The organism is Caballeronia sordidicola, from assembly GCF_002220365.1.
Classification (GTDB): domain Bacteria; phylum Pseudomonadota; class Gammaproteobacteria; order Burkholderiales; family Burkholderiaceae; genus Caballeronia; species Caballeronia sordidicola_C.
Genome location: NZ_MTHB01000279.1, coordinates 1 through 11,415, shown reverse-complemented (window position 1 = coordinate 11,415; position 11,415 = coordinate 1). Strand labels below are relative to the sequence as shown.

At 56.3% G+C, this 11,415-nt stretch carries 9 protein-coding genes and 1 pseudogene; 1 reads left to right on the top strand and 9 read right to left on the bottom strand.

What is annotated here, in order from left to right:
• Nucleotides 1–374, top strand: a pseudogene (locus BSU04_RS41255) (MmgE/PrpD family protein); the annotation flags it as partial.
• 305 nt (nt 375–679) lie between these two features.
• Here the strand turns inward: BSU04_RS41255 and tssJ are convergent.
• From tssJ to BSU04_RS41220, 9 genes are all read right to left on the bottom strand, one after another.
• Nucleotides 680–1,186, bottom strand: a complete 507-nt coding sequence (gene tssJ / locus BSU04_RS41250) for a type VI secretion system lipoprotein TssJ (protein WP_089165968.1) — start codon at nt 1,184–1,186, stop codon at nt 680–682.
• Between the two features lie 13 nt (nt 1,187–1,199).
• The gene (tssG, locus tag BSU04_RS41245; RefSeq protein ID WP_089165967.1) at nt 1,200–2,309 is read right to left on the bottom strand and encodes a type VI secretion system baseplate subunit TssG; all 1,110 of its coding nucleotides are present in this window, start codon (nt 2,307–2,309) and stop codon (nt 1,200–1,202) included.
• Nucleotides 2,306–4,081 carry a type VI secretion system baseplate subunit TssF gene (gene tssF, locus BSU04_RS41240; protein WP_089165966.1) on the bottom strand — a complete coding sequence of 592 codons (1,776 nt, stop codon included), beginning with the start codon at nt 4,079–4,081 and terminating at the stop codon, nt 2,306–2,308. Before tssF ends, tssG begins: the two co-directional genes overlap by 4 nt.
• A 93-nt stretch (nt 4,082–4,174) precedes the next feature.
• Nucleotides 4,175–7,885, bottom strand: a complete 3,711-nt coding sequence (locus BSU04_RS41235) for an ImcF-related family protein (RefSeq protein WP_179258613.1) — start codon at nt 7,883–7,885, stop codon at nt 4,175–4,177.
• On the bottom strand, nt 7,872–9,125 hold the full coding sequence (locus tag BSU04_RS41230) for a hypothetical protein (RefSeq protein ID WP_089165964.1): 1,254 nt from the start codon (nt 9,123–9,125) through the stop codon (nt 7,872–7,874). Before BSU04_RS41230 ends, BSU04_RS41235 begins: the two co-directional genes overlap by 14 nt.
• Nucleotides 9,126–9,134: 9 nt before the next feature.
• Nucleotides 9,135–9,383 (bottom strand): PAAR domain-containing protein, encoded by a 249-nt coding sequence (locus tag BSU04_RS41225; protein WP_089165963.1) that lies wholly within the window; start codon nt 9,381–9,383, stop codon nt 9,135–9,137.
• Nucleotides 9,384–9,890: 507 nt separating this feature from the next.
• Nucleotides 9,891–10,115, bottom strand: coding sequence for a hypothetical protein (locus BSU04_RS46075; protein ID WP_144021512.1), 225 nt, complete (start codon nt 10,113–10,115; stop codon nt 9,891–9,893).
• A 560-nt stretch (nt 10,116–10,675) separates the two neighbouring features.
• Complete coding sequence (locus BSU04_RS46070; protein WP_144021511.1) at nt 10,676–11,044, bottom strand: hypothetical protein; 369 nt, start codon at nt 11,042–11,044, stop codon at nt 10,676–10,678.
• A gap of 95 nt (nt 11,045–11,139) precedes the next feature.
• On the bottom strand, nt 11,140–11,415 hold a 276-nt coding region (locus BSU04_RS41220), incomplete at its 5' end, for a transposase (protein ID WP_089159950.1).

Here is an 11,415-nt window from a genome sequence, read left to right as displayed (position 1 = left end):
GCCTGACCGCTTCGGATTACGAAGACGGCATCGCGAAGGATCCGCGCATCGACACCTTGCGCGCGAAGATGGAATGCGTGGAAGACCCGCACTTCACGAAGGACTATCACGATCCGGAGAAGCGTTCGATCGCCAATGCGCTCACCGTCGAGTTTAATGACGGCTCGAAATTCGAGGAAATCGTCGTCGAATATCCGATTGGACACAAACGCCGTCGCGAGGACGGCATCCCGCTCCTGGTCGAGAAGTTCAAGGTTAACCTCGCACGGCGTTTCCCAGCCAAGCAGCAAGAGGCGATCCTCGCGGTATCGCTGGATCAGGCAACGCTCGAAGCAATGCCGGTCAATGAATACGTTGATTTGTATGTGATTTGATTCTGGACTTGCGCTAGCCGAAACAGCCGTTTCCGCAATGTTGCGAAACGGCTGTTTTTCTATAGGACTACCCAGGCGTGCCAACTCCTGTAACCGACCTGAGCGTCGAAACCAGATCTTCGATGCGTTCCACATTCACGGGAATAGGCGGCAACCACCGCAGCGTGCGCGTTGGATTCTAGTTCTGGCCAGATACCTGGGAACCGCTGACCGGCACGCTTCACAAAATCGGCAGGCGGCCGACCGCTATCTTGATCAACGGGAGGCACGTGAGGGGGCATCGCGCGGGTTGCTCCCGCGGAACTTCAATTGGCAGCCACCAGTTCCTGCCCGACCAAATCGAATTTAAGCGGCTTACTCGCCGATAACGATTTTTTCGCCACCACTCGGCGCCAATCCTGATCGTTCTTCGGGTCGCGGAAGAAACCCACAATCGCTATGAATTCCGTGTCTGGCCGCATCGGCTGCGACAGGCTCGCCGCACTGCCGGGGTTGACAACCACTCCCGCCATGTCTTGCAGGTCCGCGCTCAAAACGGCCCGCTCGTTTTTCAACAGGTCGTTGTAAGACGCTGCATCAAACGATTTACGATCCTTTAGCTGATAAACGCGAATGGCTACGGACACCGGGCGATTAGCCTCGTCAGGGTTCAGCGAAGCACGCGCGTTCAGATCGACATTCAGTATCTTGACCTGCTTGTGAAACACGGCTTGATACGCACTGGACGACGTGTCAGAAACGCCTTGCCATGCGCCGCATGCGCATAGGCTCAGGCTCGCCGCAATGGCTGTTACAGTGGAAATAACGTGCATGCAGACTCCTGGTTCATGCGGCTTGACCAACGGGTGCCGGACGCGTGGCATTTTCTGTCGGGATCGCTTCGTATCGACCCAACGGGATGGTGATGACGCGGTCATTGGCCGGTTTCAATAACGTGGTCCAGGCAAGGCGACCTTGATGGCCTTTGCCGAGTGAGTCAGCGTGTGCAGGCCCCAGCTTTAGTACCGGCACGACGGCAGCGGATACTTCCATCCGCAGCACGACGTCCGCCTTGTTACCCACGTACACACGCAACACGCTGATCAACTCTTGATAAAGCGGCGCGTCGGGCAGGAGATCGTGCGCCTGTTCTGCTGTTGAGGGGCGCAACGTAAGCCTGACCGCCTCGCCGCGATTCTTGACACGCCTTCCCAGAACATGTCCTTGACCAAGGCCTTGTCCAGCGGCTTCGCGCATGCCCAATGAACCGCCCGAGCGTAGTCCTGGTTGATCGTGAAGTCTCACCCAAACGGGAAAGCGCTCATCAACCTTTACGCCAGCCCCGGGCAGCGCTAGCGCAACCACGCCAGCCAACCCCTCCACCGTTCGCGTGCGCTGGGTCAAGAGACCGAGCAATCCAAGCACGCGTGCACCAGACAAACCCGCGCTGACTGCCTTGTCGCCGAGGCCGAAGCCCGCGAGGCACAACAGCGCACGCGACGTAGCGTCATCACCTCGTTCAAATCCCGATGGATACCGATACTTGCGCCAAGTGCGATAAAAGAGCGTCGCAATCCGATGGTTAAAGAGGTCGAGAAAGGACATGACTTCCTCGTGCCCTTCCCGCCTCAGCACGATGTCGTCGATCAGATGCGGTGGCATCACCGCATTCACGCCGTATAGCCCTAGGAAGGTGGTCCGGATCGTGGGTGGCCGGTCCGGCCGTTCCTGGTCAAACTCCACGCCGGCGAGTTCAGTGCCCGGAAAACCCACCTTGGGATACGGCCGGAACCGCACCGTTTCGCCGGCCGGCGTGTCACGGGCCCCAAGTCCCATGCCGTGCGGCATCAGACGTTCGAGCAGTTGGCATAGCTGAAAGAAATTCATCTGCGGCGCACGCGCGAGGAGAGCCCGTACAAGCGGCGTCATTGCATCATGCATGTCGGATGTGTTCATAGCGGTGAGCGCTCCGCATGACTTGCCGCCCATTCAATGCGCTTGCCGGAAGGCAAGCTGACAATCGCCAATTGAGTGAAGAGATTGATCTCGGCATATAGCGTAAAGAACCGGTGCAATAGCTCACCGAAAAGGTACACGTCGCCTGATCCTGCAAAAGCATGGCTATCAAGCGTGACCTCGATCAGCACGCCGCGCTCAATGCCACCGCCTATCACCTTGCGTAGCAATTTCTGCGACACATGCTGAATGCCGGCGAGCCGACGACGGTTCAGTTCGTCCCCTGTCCAGTCGTACAACGCCAGCGCCCCACGCAAGACTTCTGCGTCCATCAACGAAAGGAAGTTCGGCGCGAGATGAGACAGCACGCGCCATTGGAAGCGGTCATTCACCGGCGGATAAACCGGCAGGGTGGGCGACGTAAGATTGCGGACTCGCCCGACGTTTGGTGCACTCGCGAGCAGTTCGTTGATACTCACTTCGCGCAAGCCCTTGCGCGGCAGCATGCCGTTGGTACCCGTCACGCGCAGCGACAACGTCTCCTCAGGCAGATCCGGTATCGATTCCCACGCGTGACCGCCGAGAATGATCCATGTGTCGAACAAACCCTTCACGCCTTGCCTGACGCGCGTATGAAAGTAACGCTCCGGCGCCTCATGACGGAGCATGCCACCCCGATGCCGAAACGTCGAAAAGGGGACGTATTCGAAACGCTCGGCGGTATCGTGATCGAACGCCTCCACCGCTTCCACCGAATACGTTTCCACGAAGTCACCGTGGTGATGCATTGGCTTCACGCGATACTCGGTTTCGTGATGATCGATCCGCACCGGCTCGGCATCGAGTTCGAACAGATTGATGATTGGCGTGCAGAACAGCCGTACGTTGGCGGCCGTGAATCGCAGATCGGCCGGATAGCTTTCCTTGAGCAACACCTCTACCTCGAAACTCCAGGCGTCCGCCGGTAACGCGTCCATGCTCAGACCGCACAAGTCGACAAACAGGAACTTCTCGCGGAACGTGAAATATTCCAGCAGGAGTTGATAACCTGAAAACGCGATATCCGCCTTCGGCCACAGGCGCTCCTCTGCCGAGAATCCTGCCGCTTCGATCCGAGCAGTTTTTAGCGGCGTTACTGCACCGTCGTGCACTTCTGGTATCCGCAACGAAACTGACTGCACCTGACGCGTGAGCGCGAGATGCAACGCGAAGGCAACCGGCAAATCGGCATTGAGATAGAGGCGAATGCGCGACAGATCGAGTGCTTCACGCCGTGCGGACCGGTCGATTTCGAACTTGAAGCGGATGACGGAGCGGGCGTCGTGCCGCACCGATGGTTTCGCTTCGGTCAGCCGGATTGGCATTAGCGTCACCGCTTGAGTTGTGCGGTACAAGCATTGCACGCCGCTCGTTCCCACCTTGCCTGAGCGCACCGCGAGGCCAGCGGGGACACGCTCGGTCTTCTGCAGCGTTTCAGGCGCGGGCGTCATCTCGAGAATGGAGAGTGACGGAATCATGCGCAGATAGTGCGGCCACAGCAGACTGACCAGCCCTTCGGTCAGCTCGGGCAGTTCGTCATCCAGCTTCTGGCGCAGCCGGCCGGTGAGAAACGCAAAGCCCTCGAACAGCCGCTCGACGTACGGATCCCTATCGCCGACGCGATCAAGATTCAGCATGCGAGCACGATCCGGGTGGGCATCGGCAAACTCCTTCGCGGCCTCGCCCAGATACCGCATCTCGGCTTCGTAATACCGCAGGATGGCATCTTCCATTTGGGGTCCTTATGTTCAGTTGCGGCTGCGGCGCAGTGGCCATCCGCGGTCACTGAGGGTCTGCAGTGATTTGCGAGGATCAGCGAAAGAGGTTCATTCGATGTCCGGCGAGGCGCCGCGAGGGAGCGGCGTTGAAGCGCGTTTCGCCGCTTCTATCGCCGTCACCGGCAAAGGCGGCGGATTTGATCCAGTGGCGACCGGACGGCCACCCGCGTCGCTGCGGAGAAAAATCCGCGTCGGCAATGCGAAATGGCGAAGCTTCAAGACATCGAGCGGACCTGCTCCCACTTCGCTGCGCAATTGCACCTGCAAAAAACGCGGTTTCACGGGTCCGAGCGGCTGCGGAGATGGTTGGCTAACCTTGCTTTCGTCCGGTTTCCAGGCTGCGTCCGGCGCGGTGACGCTTGTCTTGGTTCGAGTGGCCCAGTCGTCGTTCTCTCGCGACACTGGGCGCTTCGACGGCTCGGGTGAGCTAGCCTTCGCGACCTGCACCTGCGGCGCAACCATTGCTTCGGGCACGACGCCTTCCGCCTCCTTGCCCAACGGCCAGCGCAATAAGTAGCGGGCACCGTCTTGCTGCGACACAGTTGCCTTTTCGAGCAAGCGAATCAGCCCAAAACGTCCTGCGAAGTCGAATGCCACGCGCGGACCCGCCTGCTCGGTCTGCCACTCGATGCGCGTGCCGTTCTCCAGTGCCTCGCCCGGCCAGACGAACGAGGTCCACTCTTCGCGCTGGTTGAAGTAGTGCAAATCACGCCCCGAAAGCGCAATTTTTACGTCCGTGATTCCGGGTGTCGGGATAGCGCGTAGTTCGTAGCGCAGGTTGGCATCGCCAGTTGGGAACAAGACGTTCGATACGCGAGTGAGCCGATTCAATGCACTTACGAACTCGGGATCGACTCTGAGCGTGTTGCGTCCGGTAGCTTGCATAACCACCCACTGATCACCCTCGCGCTCGATGATGCCGCCAAGTTGCGTCGATACAAATTGCGAGATCACGCCACCGTCCACGCGAAGGAAGCGCGCCATTTCAGGCAACGATGCATCGCTGTCCGAGTCCGCAAACGGATAGCGGCCGCCGAACGATTTGGTCCAGGCGGTGACTATGGCCGTACGCCACGTTTCGTTCAGACTCGCGGTAGCCGGTTGAAGGACGACATCCCAGGTTTGATCGAGCGGACGCTGAAAGACTGCGTTGCCAAAGCCCGACCATTGTTCGCCAAGGCTCGCGGAGACACGGCTCGCGTAGTCACGGCTGTCACCGATATCCGATGTCTTTCCCTGCAGGATTGCCTGTGCCGCTGTGCGCGACATGGCGTCGGGATCCGGGCTCATCATGATCTGCTGGAGCTTGAGGCGTACTCCCGTGACGCGTACGAGATACCGCGGCAGGCTGATATCGGATGCGTTGGCAGTTTGAGTACCAGCGGCCTTAGCCGGATTGGCGGTCGCCAGATCACTGCCCGCCACGCGCAGCAGCGGACCGAAAGCCGATGCGAGCGGCGCTTCGGGTTCGCTGGTGGCGTTAGACGGGTCTTTATCCTTGTCGCCACCACTCACGAGCAATCGGGCTTTGCTCACGAGCGTGTCCGATAGCGATTGCCCCACAGAACCCGTGCTGGCCTGATACACGATCACCTTGAACAATGCCGCCAGCGGCGAGCGTTGTGGATCGGCATAAAGACTCAGTTGATCGACGGTGCCGGATAACGACGTATCCGCCTGCCAGTGGACGCTGTTCAGGAACTGCTGCCAGGCACGAGCGTAGTCGGCGAAGTACCGTTGGCGCAGTTGCTCCTTGAGAGATGCAGTGGATGCGGTTGCGCTTGTTGTTGGTGTATCGGAGAGCACCCAGTCGCCAGTGACTGTGCGTTGTTCGTCCGCGTCATCGATAGCTTTTCCAATGCGCTCGTCCCACGCTTGGCGCGTGTAGACGCCGGGTACGGTTTCGCTGGTTGCGAATACGCCGCGGCTGCTGGTGTCGCCAAGGAGCAACTGCAATGACACGGGCGGGTACTTGACGCGGGTTTCGTCGAGGATCTGTTGGTAGACGGTGTCGGTGGAATTTTGCAGACCCATCACGCTTACGAGCGTCTGACGGGCTGTGGCGATCAACGTTGTGTCGGGTGTGATGGCGAGTGACGGGCGTTGGGGCAAATGGTTCGCATGGAACGTCACGAGACGCTGCGTCAGGTCGCGCCAGTTGCCCGGGTTGACCGATGATTGTTCAGGACGCACGGGTTGATCCGTGGCCATCAATTGAGAGATCAGGAAGCCCGAATCAGCGCGCTTAGGCTCGGCTAACATCAGGTATGACTTGAGCGTGCCGTAGGCGCCTTTAACCTGCGCGTCGCCACCACTCGCGAGTTCCTGATCCGTGAGTGAGCCGAGTTGTCGTAGATCGGCTTCCAGCTTGATACGCAAGGGCTGTATCAGGATGCGATTGTTTGCGGCTTCGTAGGCTGGCCACGCGGCGCTTAACAATGAGGCGTCGTGGTTCAGTCCGAAGCGGGTGTACCACTGGGCACCGTCGCGCTGGCGTGCTTCGAGCGCGACGATTTGCTTTTGCAGTGTGTCGAGGTTTAGCGTGGCTTGGGTTGCATCGCGCGGTGCCGCGAGTTTTGCGATCGTCGTGGAAACGGTTTGGATTGCGGTGCGATTGGCGGCTACGGATACCAGCGTGCCTGTGATCCAAACAGCCGCGAGCGCGATTGCGCTCCATGCCGCGACGCGTGAGAACGAAAAACCAACGCGGCGGCCATGCACGGTCCGGCTGTGGGCAGCGATGGCGTGCCAGGTTGGTTGCGCGAGTGCAGACGGAGCATGGGGTACGTTAGTGGCGTCGGCGGGCCGCTGTTTAAACAGGGGAGTGAAGAACACGCCGACCACTGATGTTTTCCATGAGCGTGCGCGGTTCAGTTTCGACACAAGAGCGGACAGCGCCACACCGTGCGTCTCGATATGCTGCGATAGCCTTGCGCGGCAGCGATCGGCCAGATTCTGCCCGAGCTGCTGCGTGCCCGCATCCGCGAGCTCTCTTGACAAGGTCGTGAACGCAAAAACTAATTGCTCGGCGGCGGCCGTCCGACTCGACCAAGTACAGGCGACAGCATCGGTGCTTTGCGATGCCGCACCATCGACATCGACAACGTTCAGCAGATACGCAGGCGCAGCCCAGCCCAAACTGCGGCTCTGGGAAAAAAGACGATATGCAAGTGCGTCGCCGTCAAAAGGTTCTTTATCTTCATCGCTCAGGCGCACGATTTCAATCGTTGCGTCGACCGGTCTGCGGGGCCGAATGCCGCGAATCCCTGTCAGCCATTTCTCATCTGACTGATCGGCCGTGCCAGCATAGAACAGGACTACCTCTGCTGCAACCGCCCACCCCGTCGTGCTTAAACCAGGGGAAAGGGTTTCCGCCGTTGCCTGATCGCCCGTGACAAGTAGCCAAGGTTGCTGGTAACGCCATTGCCAGCCATACGCCTGTTGCATCGACAGCTTGAAACGGCTGACTCGCTGCGAAAGAAGGTCAATTTCCGCTGGCTTTGTCGCGCCTACTCTCGCAGCCGGATCACGCTCGTACTTGCCTGCGTCGCGGCGGGGAGAGCGGCTCGCTACGTATCGCCACGCCGCCGTCAGCCCCCCTCTCGCAAGCAAAAAAACCGCCCCAATAAGCAGCACGCCGAGGACCCGGGTCAAGGGCAAAGCATTGATTGTTGAACCGTTGAAATAAGCGAAGACCGCCGTCCCGATGGTGACAGAACCGACAACAATCCAATAGCCAAAAAACTTACGTACCTTCATTGATAACTTCCATGTCATGCTCGTCTGCAATCGGTTGCACCACCGCCAGCCGAAGGTTGGTCTCTCGGGCGAGAACGAGTTGTGGTTCCGTCGTCCGCCACGCACGCTCAATCGCGAGCACAACGGATAACCACGCAGCCGCCGCACCGGGATTCCCGAGTGCGCGGTCGATATCTTGAATGCCCGCAAAGTCTTCCGTTTTCGAAGCTTTCAATCCAAGGTCAGCAGAATCCTTTAGGAATGCGGACTTATCTCCGCCAGTCAAACCCGCTTGCCATACATCGCTCACCCGCATGCTGGAAGTTCGCCCCCACAGTAGCGCCTTCGGTAGCGACGTCCGGAAATCGGTGGTCTCGGACTGAACCGGCCGGTGCAGCAAAGCAATCGGCTTCAGGCCTCGCCGCTCCGCGAGGGGCGCCCATCCGAGCAACAGAGCGACACCTGCTTCCGCGCTGTTCTCGGGCGGCTCGTCATGTAGTTGCGCCGCGACATACAACGTAAACTTCTCCAGCGTCGTGCCTCCCTTGACGTCCAACCACCCATCAAGCGCCATCAAACCCTGCTGGGGGTCCAATAAGGACGTTGGCGCATCGCGATAACCGCACTGCTGCCAACAGGTCTCCCATGTTTTCAACACGTGCGCTCGCTCGGGGTCTTCCGGAACCTGCAGGCGTATAGAGAATGGAACGTCGGCGGGAAGGGTGTCGAGAGTTTCCTTGATCTGGCCGGTTAACTGTAGGAATAAAGACAGGTACCGCTCCAGTGTCCCTTCGTCGTCGTTCAGCGCCAACGCTGTATGGCGCACAGCATCTTCGCCGGAACGCGGCATACACGATTCGAGTGCGCGTTTCTTTTGCGCAATGGCCGATGCCACACCGTCGCCGCCAGCATTCATTGCCGTGAGAAATGACAGACCCAGCACCGCTAGCGGCTCTTGCGCAAATTCAGTGGCTTCTGCCCGGTCCCTCTCGCGTGTTTCCTTCTTGGCCGCGAGCCGGGTCATTTCCTCTTCGTAGTAAAAGAGCCGCAGGCCAAACGCCACGGACCAGCCGATAGCCGGAAACACCAGCAACCGCATCCAGAACCAAACCGACATAGTCGGTTCGTCCTTCGGCCATGTCACGAGGATCCATACGATATTCGCCAGCATGACAATGACGAAGACACCGAGCCAAACGATCGCCTTCGGGGGCGATGGGCGTCGTTGGCCTGCTGTGATTTCTGGCAATTCGACCGGCATGATCGGGCTCTAGATGAGACTGGAAATCAGCCGGCAACCACACATTGCGCGGTAACCATGACGAGCGACTGGAACGCCGTTGTCCATCATGGATTCGTCGCCGTCGATGATCAAATTCGGTTCGATATCGTGTTTCGGGCACGAGACTTTGTCACCCTTGCGAGCGACAGCACGGCTCTCGTAGAACATTGTTGTTGACGCGCTGATTACTTTGCCGTTGTGGTCGGTGTCGTCACCGAAGCGGATGAGGTCGATCATTTTCTAAGCTGTCGTTAACTACATTGTTATCAATGGCTACACGCGATTTGTTTATTGAACACTTATTTGTACAGCTAGGATTATTCGCTGGCCTCCACTTTCGGTTTAGCCTTCTTGTCAAGAAAAACTGTTGTTGCTTCTCTAAGATAAAGAACGATGGTTTTCAATAATTAAAGCACAATTTCGTATGAAATTCCTTTTATCCACACTTTATTACCTTTAGTGATTTGGAATCGGCCAGATAGCTTTTGTTTTTGCGTATGTCGATTATCAATGTTCCAAACTTATGATCAACGACCAAAAATTTTCCGTCCAAACTAAATGCAATATCGAAAACTGCCGCCTCAACAATCACTAGCGAAATTCGTTGTAGATAATGACGTTCTGGATCCTGTATTTACAACGAACATCATCGCAAATCACCTCGGGAACGGATCACTTAGGTTTTGTGCCTGGACCCAGCCCTCAGTCACTATCGAGGTTGCAGCATTCAAATACCTCACAAAATTAGAAATTATTTTGCTGCAGGTAAGCTACTACGACATTGCCCGGTACTAGAAATCCCTTTCTTTTGACAAAAAATTTGCCTTTCAAATCAAAAAAAGGTGCCATTTTCTTAACAACCAAAATCCCAACGATCGGCGTCCGCTTTGTAACGATATTTGGTACCGCAGATCTTTTTATAAATCCACCACCGGCCGCGCTTGAGCATCTATCTGGAACCTGCTCCATCTGGAGAGTCCACTTATCTTTTTGGACTAATGAACGGGACTGCACTCATGCAATTTCGACAAATCCGATGTAATAAAAAATTCACATGCGAGGGACGGCCTTTCACCAATCTTCGGTAAGCTCATTCCATAGTAGCCGTTGACTTTATCGTCTGCTATCTCCGCGAATACGTAAGGACTATCAAACTCGACCAAAATTATTGGAGCGGCACGGACAGACGACACCGACAAATAAGAAATTATTAATAATAATTTAGTATTCCGCACACATTCCGGAAACTTGAAACCACCTTGCGCAAATCGACACGCGATCAACTCGTGTGACTGGTCAGAACGGGTTGACGCAAGCAGACCGCCCAAAACTTGTTATCTTAGTGCTTTCTGAATTCCATATAATGAATCTAGGTCCTTCGTATTTTGCAATTTTCGAGATACGTCTTCATCCAACGCTGGTGTCGAAGAGCTTTTTCCCCATTTAATAAAAAACGGTGTCTTGCGTTCTGTTGCGCTCGGACCGTATGCCATATCAACCATCACACCGATCCCGGTAATAGTATCTTTCTAGTCGCGAACAAATCCTATTGCGTCAAAACCTTCGCAGATTCCATAGCTGGACAAACCCACACTCAAAATCGTTGACACAAAGCGACGTTGCGCCGAGTACATAGCTATTTCACATTGACTTTCAATATCTTCAATTTTAGAGTTCTTTGGTACGTAAGTAATTGCTATAGTATATTGATTGGATATTTTATTTTTGAGAATCTTGAACGACTGCTTCGGATCAACAGTTAATTGCAGGTTACCATCAGAACCGGTTCGTGCAATTGAACGATAGTCGATGTGAACCTGACGCATCATAGCGTTCATCTCTTCGTTACCAATGCTAGCTAATGTCTCCGCAGGTATGCCTCGGGAGAAAAACAACATAGAATATACGACGATACCTAATAAAGAGCGCGGCATTTTAAAATGGGCACAAAAATGACGATCCGACTAACCTTAGTGTAGTCCGACATAAGTGTTCAGGAAAAACGGATTTCAAATTCCGAGCCATAGCCGCCGAGCAGCTTGGCGATCTCTGTATCGATGGTTTCCTTCGTCCAGGTGACGAAGCGCCGCCAGTGATACTTGGCGTGTTTCCAGACGATTTCGATCAAGTTCAGCTCGGGACTGTACGGCGGCAGATAGAAGAGCACCATCCGATGGTCGAGAAACCAGCGGTCGATGGTTTGCTGATCGATGTTGTGATGAATCGAGGCGTTATCGAGCACCACCACAGTCATCAGGCCGGGCGCGCC

Coding starts and splice junctions, on each gene's coding strand:
- BSU04_RS41235 (WP_179258613.1), bottom strand. CDS start 7,885: ATGAAGGTACGTAAGTTTTTTGGCTATTGGATTGTTGTCGGTTCTGTC.
- BSU04_RS46070 (WP_144021511.1), bottom strand. CDS start 11,044: ATGTTGTTTTTCTCCCGAGGCATACCTGCGGAGACATTAGCTAGCATT.
- BSU04_RS41230 (WP_089165964.1), bottom strand. CDS start 9,125: ATGCCGGTCGAATTGCCAGAAATCACAGCAGGCCAACGACGCCCATCG.
- BSU04_RS41225 (WP_089165963.1), bottom strand. CDS start 9,383: ATGATCGACCTCATCCGCTTCGGTGACGACACCGACCACAACGGCAAA.
- BSU04_RS46075 (WP_144021512.1), bottom strand. CDS start 10,115: ATGGAGCAGGTTCCAGATAGATGCTCAAGCGCGGCCGGTGGTGGATTT.
- tssG (WP_089165967.1), bottom strand. CDS start 2,309: ATGAACACATCCGACATGCATGATGCAATGACGCCGCTTGTACGGGCT.
- tssF (WP_089165966.1), bottom strand. CDS start 4,081: ATGGAAGATGCCATCCTGCGGTATTACGAAGCCGAGATGCGGTATCTG.
- tssJ (WP_089165968.1), bottom strand. CDS start 1,186: ATGCACGTTATTTCCACTGTAACAGCCATTGCGGCGAGCCTGAGCCTA.